General features: G+C 39.7%; 19 protein-coding genes. 10 read left to right on the forward strand and 9 right to left on the reverse strand.

Annotated elements, in window-relative coordinates; all coding sequences use genetic code 11:
* The first annotated feature begins 3 nt into the window (after nt 1–3).
* From HPE56_RS03290 to HPE56_RS03305, 4 genes are read left to right on the forward strand one after another with little or no spacing between them, the layout of a single operon-like run.
* Nucleotides 4–879, forward strand: coding sequence for a glycerophosphodiester phosphodiesterase (locus HPE56_RS03290; RefSeq protein ID WP_188242322.1), 876 nt, complete (start codon nt 4–6; stop codon nt 877–879).
* Between the two features lie 31 nt (nt 880–910).
* Complete coding sequence (locus tag HPE56_RS03295) at nt 911–2,722, forward strand: purple acid phosphatase family protein (RefSeq protein WP_188242323.1); 1,812 nt, start codon at nt 911–913, stop codon at nt 2,720–2,722.
* Nucleotides 2,722–3,726, forward strand: coding sequence for a Gfo/Idh/MocA family protein (locus tag HPE56_RS03300; protein WP_188242324.1), 1,005 nt, complete (start codon nt 2,722–2,724; stop codon nt 3,724–3,726). The genes HPE56_RS03295 and HPE56_RS03300 overlap by 1 nt, the downstream gene beginning before the upstream one ends.
* A 4-nt stretch (nt 3,727–3,730) precedes the next feature.
* Nucleotides 3,731–4,696, forward strand: coding sequence for an ROK family protein (locus HPE56_RS03305; protein WP_188242325.1), 966 nt, complete (start codon nt 3,731–3,733; stop codon nt 4,694–4,696).
* 33 nt (nt 4,697–4,729) lie between these two features.
* Here the strand turns inward: HPE56_RS03305 and glgX are convergent, their stop codons facing one another.
* The 4 genes from glgX to HPE56_RS03325 form a co-directional block, all read right to left on the reverse strand.
* Nucleotides 4,730–6,841 (reverse strand): glycogen debranching protein GlgX, encoded by a 2,112-nt coding sequence (glgX, locus tag HPE56_RS03310; protein ID WP_188242326.1) that lies wholly within the window; start codon nt 6,839–6,841, stop codon nt 4,730–4,732.
* Entirely contained in the window at nt 6,841–8,010 is a 1,170-nt protein-coding gene (locus HPE56_RS03315; protein WP_188242327.1) for an alpha-amylase family glycosyl hydrolase, read from the reverse strand. The genes glgX and HPE56_RS03315 overlap by 1 nt, the downstream gene beginning before the upstream one ends.
* Nucleotides 8,007–9,827 (reverse strand): pyruvate kinase, encoded by a 1,821-nt coding sequence (locus HPE56_RS03320; RefSeq protein ID WP_188242328.1) that lies wholly within the window; start codon nt 9,825–9,827, stop codon nt 8,007–8,009. The genes HPE56_RS03315 and HPE56_RS03320 overlap by 4 nt, the downstream gene beginning before the upstream one ends.
* A 332-nt stretch (nt 9,828–10,159) precedes the next feature.
* Nucleotides 10,160–10,834, reverse strand: a complete 675-nt coding sequence (locus HPE56_RS03325) for a carboxymuconolactone decarboxylase family protein (RefSeq protein ID WP_223170163.1) — start codon at nt 10,832–10,834, stop codon at nt 10,160–10,162.
* A 734-nt stretch (nt 10,835–11,568) separates the two neighbouring features.
* Between HPE56_RS03325 and HPE56_RS03330 the strand changes: the two genes are divergently transcribed.
* Nucleotides 11,569–12,384 carry an FRG domain-containing protein gene (locus HPE56_RS03330; protein WP_188242329.1) on the forward strand — a complete coding sequence of 272 codons (816 nt, stop codon included), beginning with the start codon at nt 11,569–11,571 and terminating at the stop codon, nt 12,382–12,384.
* Between the two features lie 487 nt (nt 12,385–12,871).
* Here HPE56_RS03330 and HPE56_RS03335 read toward each other — a convergent pair whose 3' ends face one another.
* The 5 genes from HPE56_RS03335 to clcA form a co-directional block, all read right to left on the reverse strand.
* The gene (locus tag HPE56_RS03335; RefSeq protein WP_188242330.1) at nt 12,872–13,399 is read right to left on the reverse strand and encodes a general stress protein; all 528 of its coding nucleotides are present in this window, start codon (nt 13,397–13,399) and stop codon (nt 12,872–12,874) included.
* 308 nt (nt 13,400–13,707) lie between these two features.
* Nucleotides 13,708–14,079 carry a hypothetical protein gene (locus HPE56_RS03340; protein ID WP_188242331.1) on the reverse strand — a complete coding sequence of 124 codons (372 nt, stop codon included), beginning with the start codon at nt 14,077–14,079 and terminating at the stop codon, nt 13,708–13,710.
* Nucleotides 14,080–14,111: 32 nt separating this feature from the next.
* Complete coding sequence (locus HPE56_RS03345; protein WP_188242332.1) at nt 14,112–14,516, reverse strand: hypothetical protein; 405 nt, start codon at nt 14,514–14,516, stop codon at nt 14,112–14,114.
* A 144-nt stretch (nt 14,517–14,660) separates the two neighbouring features.
* Nucleotides 14,661–15,326 carry a hypothetical protein gene (locus tag HPE56_RS03350; protein ID WP_188242333.1) on the reverse strand — a complete coding sequence of 222 codons (666 nt, stop codon included), beginning with the start codon at nt 15,324–15,326 and terminating at the stop codon, nt 14,661–14,663.
* A gap of 201 nt (nt 15,327–15,527) precedes the next feature.
* On the reverse strand, nt 15,528–16,898 hold the full coding sequence (gene clcA / locus HPE56_RS03355; RefSeq protein WP_188242334.1) for a H(+)/Cl(-) exchange transporter ClcA: 1,371 nt from the start codon (nt 16,896–16,898) through the stop codon (nt 15,528–15,530).
* 332 nt (nt 16,899–17,230) lie between these two features.
* Between clcA and eno the strand changes: the two genes are divergently transcribed.
* From eno to HPE56_RS03380, 5 genes are all read left to right on the forward strand, one after another.
* Nucleotides 17,231–18,502, forward strand: coding sequence for a phosphopyruvate hydratase (eno, locus tag HPE56_RS03360; protein ID WP_188242335.1), 1,272 nt, complete (start codon nt 17,231–17,233; stop codon nt 18,500–18,502).
* Nucleotides 18,503–19,156: 654 nt separating this feature from the next.
* Entirely contained in the window at nt 19,157–19,546 is a 390-nt protein-coding gene (locus HPE56_RS03365) for a Rossmann-fold NAD(P)-binding domain-containing protein (protein WP_188242336.1), read from the forward strand.
* Between the two features lie 390 nt (nt 19,547–19,936).
* Nucleotides 19,937–20,491, forward strand: a complete 555-nt coding sequence (locus tag HPE56_RS03370; protein WP_109650751.1) for an HdeD family acid-resistance protein — start codon at nt 19,937–19,939, stop codon at nt 20,489–20,491.
* Between the two features lie 105 nt (nt 20,492–20,596).
* A complete protein-coding gene (locus HPE56_RS03375) occupies nt 20,597–21,865 on the forward strand; it encodes an NAD(P)/FAD-dependent oxidoreductase (protein ID WP_223170164.1) in 1,269 nt (422 codons plus the stop codon).
* Nucleotides 21,866–22,165: 300 nt separating this feature from the next.
* Entirely contained in the window at nt 22,166–23,902 is a 1,737-nt protein-coding gene (locus HPE56_RS03380) for a thiamine pyrophosphate-dependent enzyme (RefSeq protein ID WP_188242337.1), read from the forward strand.
* Nucleotides 23,903–24,129 lie beyond the last annotated feature (227 nt).

The raw sequence follows: 24,129 nt of genomic DNA on the forward strand, positions 1-24,129 counted from the left end.
AGAATGACGAACTATTACAAGTATCTTATTCTTATAATGATGGCCATTTTGGGCAGTTCGCCGCTTTTAGCACAAAAGGGTACGAACCGGACCGAACCTCCAAAATTACCATCAAAAGGTATCTGTGCCCATAGGGGAGCTGTCGAAAAACATCCCGAAAACACCATTTCGGCCTTTAAGGAGGCCATTAGACTCGGTGCCCAAATGATTGAATTCGACGTGCGCCTAACCAAGGACAAACAGCTTGTAATCATGCATGATACTTTAGTCGACCGAACAACCGATGGTTCAGGATACCTACATGAAATGACCCTTCGGGAATTAAAAAGGCTCGATGCCGGCTCATGGAAATCGATCCAATTCAAAGGTGAAAAAATACCAACACTGCAAGAGGTGTTGGAAATTATGCCAGACAGCATTTGGCTTAACATCCACTTAAAAGGCGGTAAAAAATTAGGTAGGAAGACCGCTAAGTTGATTGTTGCCGAAAAAAGGTTGCACCAATCCATACTCGCCTGTGAAAAAGATGCCGCAAAGAAGGTCAGAAAGGTTAATGCCGCAATTAAAATGTGCAATATGGAACGTTCCTCCTCCAGGTCTAAATACATTGACGAAACCTTGGTAGATAAGTTTGCTTTCATTCAACTCAAGAAAAGTCGCGAAAACGATTCCCTTGCTATCGATATTGCAAGACTCAAAAAGAATGGGGTACATATAAATTATGTGCAAGCCGATACCCCGAATCATATGCACCAATTATTGGATCAAGGTATCGATTTTATCCTCACGGACCACCTGACCCTTCTATTGGAAGCTTTTTCAAATAACAATCAGTCCTATTCTTCCCAAAATAAGAATAGCACCCTTAACCAACAATGAACCGATTACGGACCTTACGCAATGAATTACCATGACTAAATCCATATTTCAAGAAAGTATTGTTAAACGGGCATTATTACATGTAGCCGTCGTATTTTTTGTTGTTTCCTGTTCTGTTGACCCAAAGAACAAACAACACTCCGGATCCACGATCAAAGAAGTGATGGATAGTGTGATCACAAGAGTGTATGCAAACGTTTCCCCCAATGAATACCCTACTATTGACGATGCCTTTATGCTCGACTTTTTGACCAAGGATGAAAAATCCGTCCTGGCGACCCAATACCAGTATTTCAAGGTCAACGTACCCGTTACAGTATCGTTGATGCGAAACATCGATCAAAAAACAATTCCATTTTGGTTGAAAGAAAGTGGTTTTCAGAAAACGAAGGACCAAGTTAAAAACGAAGTGTACACGTATGAAATATGGCAAAAGGATTTTGAACCGGGTTGGGTACATTTGGGAATCCCCGGTTTTGACAAACACCGACCCGTATATTTCATCACTGTTGGGCCAAAGAACATATCCGACGAACTTAAAATTACAGAAGCATACCCTTCCGAATACTCTTTGGAAACCATGAAAAAAGGAGCTTTCACGTATCACGATTGGTCCGACCTAAACATTACCGAGTTACCCGCGGAACTAGAAGGCCAAGTGTTATTTACCACCGTAAGGGGCCGGGCACGGGAAGCCCATGTAGAAGGGGCATTTAGGAAGACAAAGTTCCCGTCTTCCAACAAACCCGACCAAATTGTACTCACTTGGAGTAAGGACCCCACCAATTCCATCGATATTCAATGGAGAACCGATACCTCGGTTAAAAATGGTGATGTCGCTTACTGGAAGACAGGAACAAACGATACGGTCTTTGTACAGGCAACGACCAAATCGATGGAAGATCGTATGTTGTATAACGATCGCTATATTCATCGCCATACCGTACATTTAAATGGACTTGATCATGGATCCTCCTACAAATACAAGGTCGGGTCAAAAGAAGACGATTCCTGGTCAAAGCCTTACAATTTCAAAACAGAGGCCGATCAAACCACTGACTTTTCATTCATATGGTTCGGCGATACGCATAAAGACCCGAAATGGGCGGAAAACCTTCAAAAGGCCAATTTGCGCCATCCTGAAATTTCCTTTTATTCCATAGCAGGGGATGTTGTAACAACCGGATTATATCGAAATGAGTGGGATGAATTTTTCGGATACGAAAAAGAGGTGTTTTCCCAGAAACCCTTAATGCCTGTACCGGGAAACCACGACCGCCAAGACGGATTAGGGGCTTGGATGTACTACGAACTCTTCAGTTTACCCGAAAATGGGCCTAAGGAAGTACACCCTGAAAGCACATATGCCTTTGAATATGGTAACGCCTTGTTTCTTATGATTGATTCAACACACCCGAATGAAGCCCAGACTGTATGGATTGAGGAACAGCTACGGAATTCCAAGGCTACGTGGAAATTTGCCATGTTCCATTTTCCACCATACAACTTTGAAGAACCCTATTTGGACATTCAAGAAGCATGGTGCGGCATTTTTGACACCTACCATGTTGACATGGTAATGTCTGGTCATATACATTATTACATGCGTTCAAAACCCATGAATGATGGCAAAGTGGTCGACTCCTTTAACAAAGGAACGGTATATGCGGTTTCCATAGGCACCAATGGCAACCATGATGAGATTGGCCAAGAACCTTATGCCGAAAAACGATTCAAGGAAGGCAGGTATTATCAGCACATGACCATAAAAAACGGCATACTTCAATATAACACTTATAATGAAGCCGGTGAGATCGTTGATTCATTTGAAATAAAAAAATAATGAAAAAAATAAATATCGCCCTGATCGGGGCAGGTTATATATCGGATTACCATGCTCGTGGACTTTTGACCATGCCCCAAGTAGAAATAGTGGCCGTTGTTTCCAAACATCTGGAGAATGCGAAAAAATTTGCATCCAAGTATGACATAAAAAATGCGTATTCCTCGATTACACCCGTAGTTGAAGACCCAACCATAGATGCCGTAATCATCAGTACCCCCAATTCCTTCCATGCGCCCTATGCCATTGAATTCCTAAAGAACGGCAAGGATGTGTTTCTGGAAAAACCCATGGCCATGAATGCTGGGGAAGGGGAACAAATTGCACAAGTAGCGGAAGAAAAAGACCAATTGGTAATGGTGGGCCATATGTGGCGTTTTGATACGGACACCCAATTTATCAAGGATAGCATTGATGCCGGTAAGTTAGGAAAAGTGTTCAAAACCAAAGGATACGGTATTCATGAAAATTGGGGACCTACAGGCTGGTTTACCCAAAAAAATCTGGCAGGCGGTGGGGCTTTGGCCGATATGGGGGTCCATGCCATTGATACCCTAAGATACTTACTGGGAGACCCTAAACCCGTTCAGGTTTATGCCAAGATTGCGACGAATTTCGGGGACTATGATGTTGACGATTCCGGGATTATCGTGATTACGTGGGACAATGGAGCGGAAAGCATTATTGAAAGTGGATGGTGGCATCCACATATGGATGGACCTGAAGCCAGCAGTGGTGTATTCGGTACTGAAGGTTATGCAAGCCTGTTTCCCACATTCTTAAAATTAAAAAAAGGGGAATCCTCTGAAGAAATAGTGCCTACCCTCCCAAAAAGGGACGAACACTGCGATCAAATCATATACACCCGTCAAATGCAATATTTTATTGATTGTATCAAGACCAGAAAACACCCTATTCCAGGTTTGAAGGAAGGTCAGGTTGTACTTCGGATTGTCGATGCCGCTTATGAATCAGCAAAAAAACAAACAGTAATAAACCTATAGTCACATGACCCACTTGGAAAATTTAAAATATGCCATCGGAATCGATTTAGGGGGAACCTTTGTTAAAGTGGCTTTGGTCTGTGAAACAGGTGCCATTCGTTTCTCCCACAAACTCCCTATCGGGGTCGATGCCACAAAAAACGTTATTCTAGATACCATTGAACAAATTATTCAAACTGCCCTTATTGAGTCTTTCGAAAAAAAGCTCCAAGTTGTAGGAATCGGGATCGGCACCCCCGGTATTGTCTTTGATGGAGTTGTTATCGGTGCTGCGGACAACCTCGACGGATGGGAACAAATTGATCTTTCCGGTTACTTTTCAAAACGTTTTAAACTACCGGTCAGTGTCGATAATGATGCCAATTTAATGGGATATGGCGAATTGTACTACGGGGCGGCAAGGGGCTGTACCGATGTCGTATGCCTAACTATAGGCACAGGTATTGGCGGAGCCATTATCATCAATGGATCTGTATACAGCGGTTACAAAAGCAGGGGCGGTGAATTGGGCCATATTGTTATTGAACATAACGGGGTAAATTGCAATTGTGGTGGCAGGGGCTGTCTTGAAGCCTATGCCTCTACCTCGGCATTGATCAGGCGTTACAAGGAATTATCCGGGGATGACAATGAAAGTATCGATGGATACCATATTGTCAAAAAATTTAAACAGGACGATCCTGATGCCATAAAATGCATCCAAGAACATACCGAATATCTCGGACACGGTATTGCTTCTTTCATAAACACCTTCGCTCCCCAAAAAATAGTTATAGGAGGGGGAATCTCGGATGCCGGTCAATTTTATATCGATATGATCCAAAATGTCGCAACACAACATATGATGCCCGATTGCGGGGGACACACTGAAATCGTAGCCGCCCAGTTAGGCAACATTGCCGGTAGCCTGGGAGCGGCAGCCATGGTTTTTGGGGAAATCAATGGAAAACACCAGTTCAGTGTTGTTTAAAACGATTTTCACAGACCCCTTATAAATAAAGCTTTATATTTTAGAATAGAAATCCGTAAACCAAGCACTTGAAGGTGCAATAAGAAGAACCACGGACCTAGCCTTGACCAAATACGAATCCCCTTCCACTATTTCCGCATTTTCAAGCAGTACGATATCTTCTGGTGACGGCAAGGAGGTATCGATAATACGAAACCAATTTTTCTTATTGAAATCATGGGAATCCGGAATTTCAAATTCCATGTCCTCGGTATAGGCATTACAGGCAAGGAATAACACGGATTCCTTTTTAGCGGATCTTACGGTGCCTGCCAAACTATGTGAAGTTGGGCTCCAATCCGGCTGCCCCAATCGTATACCGTTCCAATCGATTTGTCGTTTGGTTTGAAGGAATTCCATCAAAGGCAATGCATCGTCGGCTTCACTCAAATTCGTATTTAACCGAAAGCCGTTCAATACGCGAACAAAGCGATGAAGTGATGCATTCTTTTCCAGAAGGTCCCAATCGAACCAACTGATTTCATTATCCTGGCAATAAGCGTTATTATTCCCTTGCTGTGTTCGTCGAATCTCATCCCCCATCAAGATCATGGGGGTTCCATAAGAAAGAAGGGTAACCGCCATAAAATTCTTTATCTGCTGTTCCCTTATCCGCTCTATGGCCGGGTCGGTCGACGGTCCTTCCTCCCCATAGTTGTAACTCAGACTATTGTTGGTCCCATCCCGGTTCTCCTGTCCATTGGCCCAATTGTGTTTAACATTGTAACTGACCAGATCATTTAAGGTAAATCCATCATGGCAGGTTATAAAATTGATACTCGTATCCGCCGGTTGGTTTTTATGCCCATAAAGATCCGGACTGGCCAATATCCTAGAGGCAAAATTCGATATTGAACCTTCATCACCCCTTAAAAAACGACGCACATCATCCCGAAACTTACCATTCCATTCTTTCCATTTATCCCCTATAAAGTTACCCACCTGGTAGAGCCCTGCAGCATCCCAGGCTTCGGCTATGAGTTTGGAACCGGCAAGGATTGGATCCGATTGGATATCCCAGAGTATGGGTGGATTTTGTTGGGGATTACCGAACTCATCCCTTGATAATACGGAAGCCAAATCAAAACGGAATCCGTCAACATGCATTTCAGAGACCCAAAAACGAAGACTGTCCAAAATCATTTTTCGAGCTATGGAATGGTTGGCATTGATCGTATTTCCACAGCCAGAATAATTCCCATAGGACCCATCTGCATTCAGTAGGTAATAGGCCTTGTTTTCTATTCCCTTGAAACACAAGGTAGGTCCCTCGACCCCATTTTCGGCGGTATGGTTATAGACCACATCGAGAATCACTTCAATATCCGCCTTGTGTAAGGCTTTTACCATGTCGCGGAATTCATCCAGTGGCCCCAATATATCCTTACGGGAACTATATGCCCTATGAGGGGCGAAAAAAGATACCGGACTATATCCCCAGTAATTCTTTTTCCCTTCTGGGGCATCCTGATTATCGAACTGAAATACAGGCAATAATTCCACGGCTGTAATCCCCAAATCCTTTAAATAGGGTATTTTTTCTATCAACCCGGCATAGGTCCCCCTTTTTCCTTCTTCCATACCTGAATTAGGATGTTTGGTAAAACCTTTTACATGCAGTTCATAAATAATGGTCTGTGCAAAGGAATGACGAAGACAGCGATCTTCTTCCCAATCATAGGTGCTGGTATCTACCACAACACTTTTCATGGCACTGCTGACATTATTACCGGGTCTGGTCGCTAACTCACGTTGATATGTCCGTGATGTGACCACCAATTTACTATAAGGGTCCAACAAGACTTTTTGGGAATCAAAGCGGTAACCATGTTCAGGACTGAACGGACCGTAGATGCGATAGGCATATATTTGACCAGCCTTTATACCTGGAACGAAAACATGCCAATAGGTCTCCGTTCTATTCTGTTTATTATCAAGAATTATCGTTTCTTTAGGTTCGGAATCGTCCGGATCATTGAAAAACAACAACTCCACAGCGGTGCTGTTCTTGGAAAAAAGACTGAAATTAACCCCATTGGCCTTAAGCGATGCTCCGATCGGGTAAGGCCAACCTTTTGTAGTTTGCCTATTTGTTTTCAAAATCATTAATTCTCTTGATTTCTATATTTTGTTATCAAATTTTTAAATCCTTCAATAAATTGCCTATTAATAGCATTCCAATCCATTGGTGCCCTTACGGCCAAATCGGAATGGGGGATCGAATTGTGGATAGGCACCTTGTTAAACCGACAATTTTCAGTACCGTAATAGATTACCACAGGCTGTCCGGTTGAAAGCAATATTTCGAAGGCATTCAACATAACTTGGATGTTCCCTTTGCAATGCAAAAGAAACCGATCCATATCATGATTGTCCAAGAAAGTGACCATAATATAATCGGTGGGAACCTGTTGAAAGTGTTTCTGTATTTTGGATTTCAATTCTTTGTTGGATAGCAGATCTTCCCCATTTTTAACCGCTTCGACCAGAATATTGTTCAAGGCAAAATCCAACACCCCATCCAACTCCCCATAATACTCCAGTTGAATCCCTTCCTGTGATATTCCAAATTTCCGTTTACGTGTTTTGTCTTTTAATCCGGTGGTCTTGATCAGTTTTTTATCCAAACCATCACACCAAACCTCCCCTATGAATACGGCTTTGGGATATTTCGCCTTCATTGTCCTCTTGAATACCTTCCAAAACCTGTGTGATGGACCTATGGCATGGTCTATTCTATAACCATCGAGTCCCAATGACAACCAATAATCGGCAACCCCCAACATGTAGTTCCTGGCTTCCTTATTGTTCAGGTTTAATTTGGGCAACTCCCCAAAATCCAAGAAACAACGATATTGATCAGGCCAATTTTCGAAAATGAACCAATCGTAATATTTACTGTTCTTATTATGCTGGGCATCGAGAAAAAAGGGATGCTGATTCGAACAATGGTTGGGGACAAAATCCGCAATAACATACAATCCTTTTGCGTGTGCTTCACGAATCAGGCTTTTTAAATCGTCCTCTGTACCAAAGTGGGGGTCGACTTTTTTAAAATCGGTGATGTGGTAGCCATGATAATTAAGGGTTTGGTAAAACGGTGATAGCCAAAGCACATTAATACCCAAATCCACGAAGTAATCCAATTTTTGTAACACGCCGTTGATAGTCCCACCTAGAAACCCTGGGGAATTTCTTGTTTCCTCCAAGCCATTGAACCTATCGATAAAAACTTGATAGACTACCGCTTTCCTAAACCAATCAAGGGTGCTCATAGCTTTTCCATCTTTGGGAGCATTTTTTCATTTTTTTCATGAAATTGTTCCATACGGGAAAGGATTTTATCCAATAATTGCAATACATCATTGATATAAGGTCCTTTGTTCAACATTACGCATTCTGCCTTCAGTGAGGCTGTTGCATCGGTAATCTCTGCCCTGGAGGGCAACCCCTTTTTCGCATAGCTCTCCAGAACCTGTGTGGCCCATACCACAGGAACATGGGCGGCCCCGCATAAGGTCAATATTTCTTCCTGAACCTTCCCAATGGCATCCCATCCCGTTTCTACGGCAAGGTCTCCCCTAGCGATCATAACGCCTATATATTCAACCTTCATAGCCGTAAGAAGAATCTCAAAAAGGTTATCAAATGCAAATCGGGTCTCTATTTTAAGAATAATACTCAATTTATTGACAGCATCCCATTTTTCCAATTCAGCCAACAACTCCTCTACATCCTTCTTGGAATTCACAAAGGAAAAATTGACCACATCGGCATGTTTCACCACAAACTCCAGATCGATCTTATCTTTTTCAGTAAGTCCACTGATACCCAATTCGGTAGTGGGAAAGTTCATTCCCTTTTCAGCCTTCAATTTAGACCCCTTTTCATTGGCCCGCACAATGCGTACCTCAATGCGGTCCGAAAACAGGCTTTCGATACGTCCTTCTATCTTTCCATCATCGAATAAAATCGTCTCCCCTACTTTTACGCGGTCAAATACCTCAGGAAGCTGACAGGAGATGATCGCCTGCTCATTAAGATTCCCGTCTTCATCAAATTTTGCGGGAACCCCCATCTGATTGCCTCTTGTGATCGTAAGCATGTCATTGGTCCTCAATAAAATCGACTGCTCAATCGCAGGAAGCTCCCCAACAACTACCTTTCCCAAATCCCGATTTAAACACTCCAAAGTTGTACCTGTACTTACATAACACGTTTTCCTGCAATGTAACAATACCTGCTTATCACCGACATTTATCACCTTCAGTTTTCGCTTCTTGTTTCTTGTATCGGTTAGGGTCAACATATCACCTTCCTCCAATTTCTGAAACCATTCCAAATCGACAGGTAACGTATTTGGTTCCGAAGTATCTTTGATTTCAGGTACTAAAACCAAAAGTGTTGGACTAACGACGATGCCACTTTCATTGCGTTTGGGTGTGAACTTTCGAATCTTGGGTCCAGGCGTAATATAGCCTGTCCTTATCTTGGGTCCGGCCAGATCCATTGTGATCTTCACCTTTCTACCAATGGCTTTTGAGGCTTTCTGCACATTCAGAATGATATTTTCCCATATCACGGGATTATCATGGGCACAATTGATCCGCGCACAGTTCATGCCATGAAGCACCATATCATACACCATTTGATAATCATTGGCTGCTTGGGTAGGCAAGGTTACCATAATACGTACCCTTCTGCCTTTAGAGCGATTCCCCAGAAGCTCTTTTGTGTGTTTGGTCAGTAGTCTTTTTCCGTTTTTTATGGATAGTCCCGCTTTCAAGTTTTGCGCGGGATGCTCCCCTATTAGGCTATAGAGGATAAATCTGGTCTTTAACAAACTGGACATTAAATGACCTTCGGCTTTGGCCAATCTTGTTAAACCTAGATTCTGTAATTGTTTTTGTATGGTTCTTAGATCGAACTTTCTAAAAGCGTTATAATGGATTAAATTCCTAGCGCTTTTATGATAATCTGGGTGAATCTGTTCCAAAAGTGTATCAGCTTCCTTTTCTTCCCGTTTAATGGCAACAATAATGGTTTCGATCTGTGCAATCAACTCCTTTATCTTATCAGTCTTTATCTTCATTCGCCTCAGTTTTAAATCAGGAATCGTTAATGTACAAATATACCTGAGACCTTATGACCAAATCATGACATTGATCATAATCTAATAGGATTGACCCCAATTTTTATGGTATTATTGGCAATCCCGTAAAGTCTGAGTGGAAAAAGGATTCATCAAATGATAAAAAATTCATTTTCCCTAAAAAAATGTGGGATATTAAGGTTTTCTTTTAAGGATATACGGGTCGTCAAGATGTTAAAGCTACCTTTTATTATAGGTACTGTGTCAAAAAACAAATCTTTTCTTTAAAAATTTAGGAAACAAATTGATTTATCGATCGTTCAGACTCCATCCTACTCCCCTTCAATACTATGGTCAAATCTTTCATTAGGCATACCAATGACCCCCCTAATGAAACCATGGACAATAGCAATTGGCAAAAAAAGGAAGCCCAATAGTAGTGTTTTCAATTCGTAAAACAAGGAACTGTCTTTATATGGCTTTCCTTTTAGTCTGGATAGCAATGCGCTAAGGGGAATTCCGTACATATTCCCAACGATCATCATTTGACTGGCCGAAAGTATGATTTTTGCTTTTTCCCCTCCATATTCCTTGACAATGGCATCGTAAGCGTATTTCTTTGGGTACCCTCTTGAATCAGCAAAATATTGGGCAAAGAGAATCGCTTTTGCTTCTTCAGGCTTAATGAAACTACCACCGCCACCTTCGCTTAGAAAGCTGTTTATCTCTTTATTGCCCATCCCTTGACGCAATGCCATTTTAGCATGGCCGTATGAGCAGATCGCACAACCGTTTACTTCGGTAATTGCCAAGTGGATACGTTTCACGAAATTTTGGTCCACTAATTTACTTTTTTTATTTCCAATTAATTTGGACATTGCCCTTGGGGCAAAAACAGTAGCGCGATACATTTCCCTTAAACTGAATTTACGTTTAAATTCCATTCTTGGACTTATCGTTCTCGGTAAGGTCATATCCTCTTCCATTTTCGTATTTCCATTACGCATTCGCTTCCTTATTTCTTCACATGTTACGTCCTAAAATACGGCTTCGTAATAGTATTCAAATAAGCCCGTGCCTGGCAATAAATCCTACACGGTGTGCCTGTTGCACAATTCCCTTTCCCCAAAAGATCTATAAAAATCGATTGCTGGCATCAAGTATCCTATCTGAAAAACAACTGCCTTAAAAAACGTTTATTGAAGTCCGTATTATTGTGTGGCGTAAGATTCCATTGTGCGGTTTATACCCTAAAGTTAATAAATAATATACAGATGGAATGACCACGATCCCCATCGCTTTGCGGTTCGTAAATGGGCTTTTGCACAATTTCCGTATCCCGTAAATCAATAAAAAACAATTTAACGCAATAGTAATACCGATTTATTCATAAATTACCTTTAAAACCTGTTATTTTTGTACGCTCCTAGCGCACCAAGGATTTTGGGAACCCGCTAAAATAGTTTGTAAGGAATCTTCCTGAATTTGGGCGATATGGGAGAAACCAAAACCGACCATCACATGGAGGCATCAGGTTTTTTTTATGGACAGAACGGACATTTGGTCCCCCAACACAACACCTTCTTGAAACTATGGGATTGTCTGTGTTTCGCCAACAAAATATAGTTTTTGGCAAGTACCGGTCCCGAACCATCCCCATGAAGGCATTTTAGGTGGTTTTTGGGGGGATTACCGATTAAATTGGAACCCTGTTTGGGTTCCCCATTAAAATATTAGATAAATGACAGATTTCGAGTTGTTTGAACCTAAGAATTGGATAGAACTCCAAGAATTTTTATTCAATGAAAAGGACCATAAAATAGATAGGTTTAGATCCCCATATGCGTATAGGGGTGTTTATGATGCGGAATTTGGTTTAGAGCCCAGTCTGCAAAGAATGGGAAGGAAACCTTCGAAGGTTGAAGGTACCATGATCAGAAACTTTAAAAAGTACTCTCCGATAAACACTTTGACCGACGATTATAACAACCTATGGAACTGGATGACGTTAGGACAACACCACGGACTCCCCACAAGGCTTATTGACTGGACCCACTCACCCAATGTTGCTTTACATTTTTTAACGGAGGACATGGACACCTATGATGTCGACGGTGCCATCTGGATGGTAAACTATGTAGCCCTTAGGGATCAATTGCCGGAAGAACTTAAAACCCCCATTTTCAACAAGGACATATTCTATTTTAGCTCAACGGAATTGCAACAGACCATAGGTAATTCCTTAGAGCAATTATATGATTTTTCAAGTAGGAATGCCAATACCATGATATTTTTTGAGCCTCCCTCCCTTGATGATCGCATCATAAACCAATTCGCTCTTTTTTCGTTTATGCTAGATCCGGATTCCAATCCATTGGAATGGCTTAAAAAGCATCCCAAATATTTAAAAAAGGTAATTATACCTTCAGGACTAAAGTGGGAAATCAGGGATAAGCTCGACCAGGCCAATATTACGGAAAGAATCATATATCCTGGCTTGGAGGGTATATCCAAATGGCTCAAAAGATGGTATAGCGACAAGAACAAACTTAAGTAATACGCCATTGCTAAAAACAGATTTCACCAAAATAAAACCGAGGTAAGGGCCAAATGCCAAGTGATCACGGTACCCCTCTAGTGCACATGGAAAGGGAAAAGCTCCCGTCTTCAACGTTTTATGTTACCTACGGTCCATACCAATCCATTTTGCTCCATACAAACAAAAAAAGTAGTTTGCTTTCACAAACCACTTTTCTACTTGGTCGGGATGACAGGATTTAAATAATCCTAATAAACCCTCACTGAAAATAGAAAAGTGAAGGCAGGCGCCTTCCTTCTTTTCTGCTTGGTCGGGATGACAGAACTAGCCATCCCACCGTATTTTATTAAATATTAAATAGTTACAAGTGTTTTTCGAAAAAATGGTAACCGAATAGGTAACCCTCGCTCTGATTTTATTCGTAAAACAATATTATTAAGTTATAATACATCAATTGTTATTATCCATTAACATCTAAATTAAAGCATCTTTGTGAACCAATTACCTATGGCCTAACTGTTTCTTCTGAATGTAAATGAACTTCCGAGGCAGATGAATCGGTCATAATTTTCTTTGCACGCTCCAAATCTTCGATTGTTCCATGGGCCATAACCAAAAATTTATCGGCCTTTAAAGCCTTCTCGTAATGTATCACACTATCTTTAGGAATTCCTATACTGAAAAGTGCCGCACCCAAAGCGGATAAACCACCAACAACAGCGGCCCCTTCAAGACCTCCAATTAATGAGGACACAATAGGTCCTGCGAACATAACAGGTCCAATTCCAGGGATAAGGAAAAAACCGGCACCGAAAATAAGACCCCATATGCCACCCCAGAAAGCACCCGCCGATCCCCAGTTTTTCATTCTATCGCCAATGTTATAGAAACCTATTACCTTATCTTCCTCGTGATAATCTTTACCCACGATAGATAGTTTCTTCATATTAAACCCAGATTCATTTAGTTCCTTGACCACTTTTTCAGCTTGATGATGCGATTCGCATATTGCCACTGTTACTCCATTTTTCATACTATTGTCTTTATTTGTTAAACTCAATTTTCTAAATAGTCATACGAATTAGGATTCAAAGCTATTGGGTTTAAATTGTCAATCTCCTGACTTAAATCAGGCCTTATAAAATTCACATTTTTTTAACGAAATTAGCTCGTACCGGAATGGGTGAATATTGAATAATTCTTTTTGGTATCAGGGCAAGCCATTACTGTTAGGTAATTCAAAGCATTTTATATACCAATGGGTTCATTCAAATTTACTATTACATGATTAGCTATGATAAAAACCCATAAATGTGAAAAATAAAATAGTTTGATTTTCTTTCAATAAGACTCAATGCGGCCCATTGTACCTACTATTACAGTTAACTCAAAAGATTTTCTGGTATCCTTTCCATTAGTATAAAAGAGTGTAAGTTTATCTTCCCCAGTTCCCAAAGTTTTAAAGTTAAAGGTAAATTCCGTGGTCGTTCCATTGGGTCCCATAATTATCGGTCCTTTGAGTTCAACATGATTGTTTATTGAATTAATATGCCACGCATACTGTGGCAGAGCTTGCTCTTTCAGATTAATTGTAAACACATCATCCTCGCTTAATTCAATAATAGAGCCATTATCTTGTTCGGAATAGGGACCTGCACAGCCGATTGCTACTAAACAAATCGAAATAAATAAAATAGCGCTTCTCTTAAACATTTTACAGTTGGGTTTAAATGGACCATTGCCCCTTAAATTGGAAAACCATGCCTTTGTCTGGAATTTTCTTCGAGAAGATAGCGATATACTCTTTTTTTCAATCTTCTAATACGAGTTTTCAACTGACCTAGATCTTGGGCAAGCTCCAGATGTTTTTGTTCATCAAGTTCAGCGCTGTTTGTTTTCTTCCCCTCTATAATATTGGAAAGCTTTATTTCGTGCCCCCTTAGTTTTCCAAGAAAATCCCTAATCAATTGGTTTAGGAAACTACTAATGGTACAACTGATATCATTGTGGACTTGTTTGGACAAATTACTATGGTCGGCTTTTTGGTGCACCAAATCCTCAAGTGCCTGCAATTCGTCCAAATAGAATTCCACATCCTGTATCCATTGTGTGGTATCATGACGTAAGATGCCGATTTTGCATTTATCCATATTTTCTAAAATTTATTTCCATGACCGTTATTGATGCTTTAAAAAGCATACTAATGAGATCATATTAAAGTTCAAACAGCAAAACTTATATAGGTAATAAAGAAAGCAGCTCCAAAGAACACCTGGTTCTACGCCCAACAAAAATTAATACACCCAATACACTCCTTCATTATAATCCGAATATTTTTTTACAAGAAGTTTGTTCGCTTTTTTATTATAATCCTGAACCCTTTTCTCCCAAGCCTTATATTCTGCATCCAATTTTTTCCCTTCATGCAGTAAGTCTACCCCTTCCTTTCCAACTTCAGGCAACAGCTTTCCTTCTTCGCTTTTTAGCTTAGAAAGTGAATGATTGAATTTACGCCTTGTTTTATGGCTTACAGCTTCGCCTGGTTCAGTTAAAAGGTACATGTTATCTGTCGAAAGATATTCATGGGCTATATTGATTTCGGCATTGGCAATAACCTCTCGCAGGGAATTCGTTGAAAATTTTTTGCCGTTCTTTAAATCGGTTTCCATCCTGTTCAGGGCATCTACCGCCTTTTCAAGGTTTATTTTATATAGTCCTGAAACGTTTTTACTTTCCTTTTGAAGTTCCAAAATGCCCTTTTCCAATTGTGCCGCCGCAGCTTCGAGATTTTCTTTGTCCAGATTGGCCAATGCCTCGGTAAAATACTTATCAGATTTGTTCTGTAACCTGCTTATTGTCGCTTCATCGACAATTCCTGAAGTATCGTCTTTATGCTCTCCCTTGCAGCCAATTATAAATGAAGCAAAAAAAAGTAATAGTACTGTTATTGTAGCTTTCATCTTTTATAATATTTGAATAAACCAAAATTATGTAGATTGGATTATTCATTGCCTGACTTGGGTCAGGTTCGTGAAATTTTTTTCTTTTTAGAAATAGGTAATCCTATTTACAAGGAAAAAAATCATTCAACTTCCCTATTGTACATTTTAAATACAAAGCACTTAAGGCTTTATGGAATTAAAAGGAATACTAGTTTATATCTAAACCCCAGAAATAATTGAAGTGTCGGATATTTTAGATTTTTCTTTATCCAGAGTACGTCTTAATAAAATAGCGTAGATTGGCTCATTACCAAGCATTGCCGTAAAAACAGATGCAGTTACTGCCGTGAAGATCAATGGAAGTATTAATTCATAATTTGCAGTCATTTCAACAGAAAGGGCCAAACCTGTTAGAGGTGCCCTGATCGTTGAGGCAAAGATACCAACCATACCTGCCACAGCGAAAATAGCTGGGTCTTGAACTTGATCAGGAAAAAGATGTGCCGCTATACCACCGAATAGCATTCCTGAAATAACCCCCAAAGTGATTAGAGGCGCAAAGATACCCCCAGGTACTCCAGAGCCGTAGCTGAAAATCGACAATACAAAGCGTACCACAAAAAGCATCAAGAGAAATTTTAGGGAGAAAGAATTATCAACGACATTGGATATCGTTTTATACCCTGCTCCTATCATATCAGGAAAATACCTTCCTACGGCTGTAATAATAACAGCCAACAAAATGGCCATATGAACATAATTCATTTTTGAATTTTCAAAAAACACCAAAGCCCTAACAATTAATTTATTGAAAGCGATTCCTATAAAACTTAGAAGTAATCCGAGTAAAACAAAAAGCCAAATACTCGATAAATGATCAAAGGTGAAAATCTTTATTTGTATAATAGGACCTGCATCTACCATAAGCCTTACTACCATATCTGCAGAAGCAGTACCGATCATAAGTGCTGCTATTGAATAGAAATTGAACTTAAAATGACCATTCATCTCTTCGATGACGAAAATTATCCCTGCAAAAGGGGCATTGAACGCACTTGCAAGTCCTGATGCAGCCCCTGTAGAAATCAAGGGGTTATTCTCTTCCGCGGGTTGCTTAAAAACATCCTTTATCATCTTACCTATATTAGCCCCCATTTGAACGGTTGGCCCCTCACGACCTAACAATAAACCACTACTAAGTGAGAATATTGACCCCAAGAACTTCACCGGCAATACTTTTTTCCAACGAATCGGCCTAAGTCCGTCTAGCGCTCCTTCGATTTCATGAATACCACTACCAGCTGTTTCAGGGGCAAACTTTTTCATTAAGAATATTGAAAACCATATCCCAATAAAGGTAAACAGGAAAGGCCATAGCCAATTCAACCCGTTCAAATCCCATTGTTCCGGAGAAAATGCATTTTTCACCCGATTTAGGTTGGAAAGAATAAGCCTAAACAATGAACTCAAGAAGCCTGTAATCAAACCTACCAAAAGGGCATAAAAAAGTAGCCCGCTTTTCCGCACATCGATCTTACTATCCCTATTAAATAATTTTGGGATTATATTATAATACGTCTGACTTTTCATGTAAAACTCTCTTTTTATAGCCTATGGTCCTTTATCATTGAACGTAGAAATGGGTTTCTGTTAAGCCATAAGGGACAATTGCAATTAAAAAAACGAAGTTAATCAGCTGCTTGGTTATTCTAGATGACCTAAGTCAGGCTTTGCCCAAGACCCCAAACATACCTTTGTCCATATAAAAGGAAAAGAACAGTAGTGCAACCTGTTTAATGAATGTATCCATTTAATGAAATGGGCTATAAAAATGACCGACTCTACTTTGTTCTCATGGTTCGAAATTCCATGGTCATAATTGACCAATATTCATAGAAGAAAACAATATAAAATCTTAAAAAATGAATTCTACCATTACATCTATTTCAGCACTTGAGATTCTTGACTCAAGAGGAAACCCAACCGTAAGAACATATGTTACCTTAGAAGATGGCACAAAAGCCTCTGCATCCGTTCCATCAGGGGCTTCAACAGGCCAGCACGAAGCCTTGGAACTTCGTGATGGCGAAAAACGGTATGCCCATAAAGGTGTAGAAAAGGCAGTCTCCCATGTTAATGTGGAAATTGCGGAAACACTGATAGGGATGAATGCCGTTGAACAAAGAAACATAGATTACACGATGATTGAACTAGATGGTACCGAAACCAAATCCAAGCTAGGTGCAAACGCTATTTTAGGCGTATCCATGGCTGTAGCGAAAGCCGCTGCAGTTACCTCCAACCTACCTCTATATCGCTATTTGGGAGGTTCGAATGCCACACGTATACCCGTGCCTTGTATGAATATTCTAAATGGAGGAGAGCATGCGGACAATAGTGTTGATTTTCAGGAATTCATGTTGGTCCCCAATGGTGCTCCAAATTTTAAGGAAGGACTTCGGTATGTTGCCGAAACATTTCATATCCTAAAAAAAATATTAAAGGGTAAAGGTCTTGCGACCAGCGTTGGGGATGAAGGTGGTTTTGCCCCTAATTGCTCAAGTAACGAAGCCGCTATGGAATTGATCATAACAGCTATAAATGAAGCCGGATATGAACCGGGGAAAGACCTATCAATTGCTATTGACAGTGCTGCCAATTCCTTTTCCCAAAACCTAGATAATAAATATGACCTTTTATCTTCCGGAGCCGGTAAAATGACAACTGAGGAACTCATTGACTTATCGGGTAAATGGTTGAAAAAATATCCGATTGTCTCATGGGAAGACCCTCTTTCTGAAGGTGACTGGGACGGATTTTCAGAATTTACGAAAAAATTCGGTAGTCAAATCGAGGTGGTGGGCGATGATATTTTCGTTACCAATAAAAAGTATATCCGTAAGGGTATCGAAAATAAAACGGCCAATTCGGCCCTTATCAAATTAAATCAAATCGGCACGATCACCGAAACGATAGAGGCCATTAAAATGTGTCGTGAGGCTGGTTGGCGTTACTTTCTTTCCCATCGATCAGGGGAAACAGAAGATACATTTTTATCCGATTTTGCCGTAGCCATGGATGGTGGGCATTTAAAAGCAGGTTCTGCCTGTAGGGGCGAACGGGTCGCGAAATATAATCGATTATTGGAAATAGAACATGAATTGGGAAACCGCGCAGAATATCGTTGGAAATAAAAAAGATAAAATACGATTTTAATTAAAAGCGGGCAATACCATATGACATGTGGCGGTAAACCTCTATAAGTATTCCTTATATTTTGCAAGAATCATGGATTTTCGCATTCTATCTTTATTGACTATCGTTATCAGCTTAATCTAATATATCCGTCAAAATTCCATTCATCTGACTTAGGTCATAAGTATTTGAGTGATATCACCTGAAATTTATTTCTAGAAATCATGGCTGGTCATTATCCATAAACCAATATGAAATAAAAAACCCTGACGATATTTTAATGAAACAAACAGAATCAGTGATCCATATATTAATTTCAAATTGGGTAACGGTTTCGGTCAGTGTTGCCGCCACTTCCATTGCTTAGGTGGTAGAACTGGCGAAATGGCAATTGAGCCACGGGAAGTATTTCAAACGCATAAAGATCGGGTGGGCAAGAGCTTTCATTGAATTGGCACGAGCCTAAACCAAGTAAAATTCCAAAAAAGCTCAATTGACAATAAATTCCTTTTAAATAAAGGTAAAATGAGAGTAGCGATTTTTAATGTACACAATTGGTAAAAGGAGTTTCCAGAAAGTGCCAATAACGGCAAAAACTCTCTCAGAATGTCAGAAACTTACCTGGCTGTTGATACGGTAGAGTTGGGAAAAGATTGAGTTGCCATCTCTATTTTTATGAAGATGATGCCTCTGAACCTGTTATAGATAGGTTGTATGATTTAGGTATTCGTTTTATAGTGTTGCGTTCGGCGGCTTTCAACAATATCGATGTCGACCATGCCCAAAAATCAGGCATCAGCATAGCGAGGGTTCCCGAATATTCAACACATGCCATTGTAGAGTTTACCATAGCGGTTATGCTAGCCCAGAACCGGAAGCTATTTCGTACTAATTACCGGGTCAAAGACATGAATTTCCCCCTTAACGGACTTGCTATTTTTGATATGAACGGCAAAACGGTCGGTATAATAGTAACTGGGAGGTTTGGGTGGGTAGTTTACAAGATCTTATATGGTTTTTGGCTGCAAACTTCTGGCCTATGATGTGCTTTTTACGATACCGTCATTTACCCTAAAAGAGAGCCTAAAGCATAAATTATCGCTCATACCCGAAAGTAAGTTTTGTTAACAGAAAGCAGCTCTGAAACCTAGTGTGCAAATTCAAATAATAGTTTATATGATATTAATTTTCAATGTTTTACACCTATTTAATTAATACCACTTATTCATAACAACTACTAAAATACCCCACCTCTAAAATGATGTTTTTTATAATTCCTGACCTAGGTCAGTCTTAATTCCCCCTACTACCCATAATTTTGAATATCGTATTGAAAAATATAAGTTACTGCAAAAAACTAACCCAAGTGAAACTACTTATAAAAAAAGAAAAAAATACGGGTTTTTGAACGAATACCTTAAACTATAGAAACCATGGCAACAATTTTAAATTCAGCCCAAAAAGCTATAAAAAACTGGTGGATATCAATTTTAATAGGCCTACTGTACATATTTGTAGGAGTCTGGGTAATACAAACCCCTTTGGAAAGCTACATATCCCTAAGCATTATTTTTAGTGTTTTCATTTTTGTCTCAGGAATATTCCAGATTACATTTTCCATTTCCAACAAAAACGAAATGAAAGAATGGGGTTGGTACCTGGCCGGGGGTATTTTAGACCTCATCATAGGGCTATTGCTCATAGCGCATCCTATGATGACCATGGCCATTTTACCTTTATATGTAGGTCTTTGGTTGTTATTTCAAAGCATATTGTCCATGGGTCTTTCCTTTCAACTGAAATCCGCAGGAATACCACGATGGGGCATTTTACTGTTTTGGAGCATCGTAACCCTGTTATTTTCCTTTTTGCTCTTGGCAAATCCATTCTTTGCAGGCCTTAGCATTGTATACATGACGGCCTTTGCTTTTATAACCGCTGGGATATTCAGGTTGTTTTTGGGAATAAACCTTAAAAGATTTAGGTAAAACCTTTTAAGAAAAATCAAGAAACTTTCACAAAATTGAGCCGTAAGGGACATAACAAAATGACAATAACCCGAACGGGCCACAAGCAAACGGAACAAAAGTCATATGATGAAAAATAAAAAAAGAATTTTAGTCCTTGGATGTAATTTCGCAGGACTTACAGTTGCACGTTACTTACATAAGGAAGCAGGTGACCACATAAAGATTACGGTCATTGATCGTAAAAATTACATCAACTTTATTCCTAATATTCCTATTGAGGTTTTTAATAACAACAATCCGGCAGATACGCTAGAGTTTCAATTTAAGAAATTTTTAAATTCAGATGGAAGTGAATTCATTCAGGGAGAGGTAGAGAATATTGATGCTTCCGATAAAAAGGTATTCTATACCCCTAACGAAAGAAAAGGCGCTGCCCAAGAACATATAGAATACGATTACTTGGTCATAGCTCTAGGTTGTAAACTAGCTTACGATAAAATTGAGGGATTTGCAGAATTCGGACACACTTTTTCGGATACTTTTTACGGTAATGAAGTTCGCAAGTATTTGCATAACGATTACAAAGGTGGACACATTGCCATTGGATCCGATCGTTTTATTCAAGGTCAAAGCCCAAAACTCCCTAAAATACCTATTGCAACAGCTGCTTGTGAAGGACCTCCGGTAGAATTGGCTTTTTCAATGGCCGATTGGTTGAAAAAACATAAAAAAGGAGACGCAAAGAATATTTCTTTGTTTACTCCAGGTGATGTTATTGCGGAAGATGCCGGTAAAAGTATTCTTGACCAATTACTTCCAATGGTATCAGGAATGGGGTATGGTTACAAAACCAATACAGTAGGAATTAAACGAATTTATAAAGAAGGTATAGCGTTTAAAGATGGAACCAGCTTAGAGGCGGAAATGAAAATCATATTTCCGAATTGGGAACCACATTCTTTTATGAAGGAACTTCCATTTGTGGATGATCAAGGATTTGTGATTACAGATTTATTTATGAGAAATCCTGATTATCCGGAAATTTTTGCCGTGGGTGATGCGGCAGCCGTTACCATACCTAAAATAGGTTCTTTAGGGCATATGGAATGTGACATTGCATCAAAAGTTATTGCAAATGAGATTCTTGGAAAAGAGGAACAAATAGACCCATTACATCCTATGCTATTATGCTATGGAGACATGGGCAGCCACAAAGGATTTTATATGCATACCGATGAATGGTGGGGCGGAAAAACAAGCATCTTAAAAATGGGATATACACCCTATATTTTAAAAATGGGTTTTAAAACGATGTATCAGACCTTAGGCGGAAAAGTACCAGGTTGGGGACTGCCTATTTCTGAAATAGTTGGTGACCATTCAATACTATAAGGTCTATTTATAAAACAGATAGCAAATCAACTTTTACGATAGGAATGACAATAGTATTAATCACCCAAATGAAAGCTACCGTTGCTAGGGACAGAATACCCAGTATGATGGTATACTATTTTCATTTACTATTTAAAATAGTCTAAAATTAAGATTATTACCTATTTTTAAACAATTCCGTTCTAAGGGAAGGTTACACTCCTTCTTTTTTATAAACGGAACTAAATTTGATGGTGATGCCCCGAATTTATTGTAATTAATTCAGAAACGTGAACATAACATTTTTCAAAAATAATAATCATGGCGAAAAAAGTAGCAGACCAAATCGTAGAGATGCTGGTTAATAATAATGTAAAAAGAATTTATGCCGTAACGGGTGATAGCCTAAACGAACTGAATGATGCGGTAAGAAGAAGCGGAAAAATAAAATGGATTCATGTGCGCCATGAAGAAGTGGGTGCTTACGCTGCTGCTGCTGAAGCAGAATTGGACGGCCTTGCGTGTTGTGCTGGAAGCAGCGGACCTGGCCATGTACATTTAATAAACGGTCTTTACGATGCCAACCGTTCAGGAGTTCCTGTTATCGCCATTGCATCTACTATTAATACGCCAGAATTTGGTGTTGATTATTTTCAAGCTACAAATACCTATAAATTATTTGATGATTGCAGTGTGTACAATGAAGTGGCCAGTACTCCCAAACAGGTACCTCGCATGCTACAAGCAGCCATTCAAAACGCAGTTCATAGAAAAGGAGTAGCCGTATTCGGTTTACCTGGTGATGTATCTGCCATGCCTGCTGAAGAAAGTGCAACATCAATGTATAATTATCATAGCGAAACCGTTTTACGACCTTCGGATAATGAGATGCGAAAATTGGCCGACTTAGTGAACAAACATCCAAAAATTTCTATTTACTGTGGTATTGGAGCAAGGGAAGCTCATGATGATATTATAAAATTAGCCGGACTTTTAAAGGCGCCTATCGGGTATTCTTTCCGTGGGAAGATGGGTATGCAGCACAACAATCCTTATGAAGTTGGGATGACAGGTTTACTCGGTGTTCCATCTGCTTTTCATGCCATGCATGAATCAGATGTCGTGATATTATTAGGAACTGATTTTCCTTATGAGCATTTTATGCCTTTAAAAAATAAAATTATTCAGGTTGATGAAAAACCAGAACGATTGGGAAGACGGGCAAAATTAGAAATGGGATTAACCGGAAAAATAACAGATACCGTTGCTGCACTATTGCCATTAATCAACGAAAAAGAGGACGCTAGTTTCTTAAATGCTCAATTAGAATTTTACAAAAAAGTAAAAGAAAACTTGAATGTTTATGTAAAAGATGCGGGGACTGAAAATCATATTAGTCCGGAATATGTGGCATCTACCATTGATGAAATGGCTAATAATGACACCATTTTCACTGTTGATACAGGTATGTGTTGTGTATGGGGTGCACGATATATTCATGGTACTGGCAAACGAATCATGTTAGGTTCCTTTAATCATGGTTCTATGGCCAATGCCATGCCCATGGCCATAGGGGCACAATTAGCCTATCCTGACAGGCAAGTTGTTGCGTTTTGTGGTGATGGTGGCCTATCAATGTTATTGGGAGATTTGGCGACCATTAAACAATATAATCTTCCTATAAAATTAATTGTTTTCAACAACCGTTCTTTAGGAATGGTACAATTGGAAATGCAGGTACAAGGTTTGCCTAACAATGAAACCGATATGGTAAATCCAAATTTCGAGATGATAGCGCAGGCTATGGGATTTAAAGGGATTTCGGTTACAAAACCTGCGGATGTACGACGTTCATTGGAAGAAGCATTTGAACTCGATGGCCCTGTTTTAGTAAGTGTATTCACAAACCCTCAGGCATTGGCCATGCCACCAAAAATGGAATTCGATCAAATGAAGGGCTATACATTATCTATAAGTAAAATGATATTGAGCGGAAGAATGGATGAAGTTTCTGAAATGGTCAAAACAAATTACAAACATATAAAAGAGGTACTGTAATAGCTGATTTTCAGCCCTATATTTATCGTCTATAAGTTGAATTCATTGATAGACAGCTCCGATGTGGCCAATTGGTTTCGTGAAAATACCCATGCGGCTACGGTCATGACATGGCTTTTTCTGTTTTCATGTAATTCACAATGATCGTTGCAATAATCCTAAAGCCACCTTGTAACCGTAAGGTATATCCAAGGTTTCTACTTATCCTCTAGTAACCTTCCATTTTA

Source organism: Maribacter aquimaris, from assembly GCF_014596745.1.
GTDB classification, from domain to species: Bacteria; Bacteroidota; Bacteroidia; order Flavobacteriales; family Flavobacteriaceae; genus Maribacter_A; species Maribacter_A aquimaris.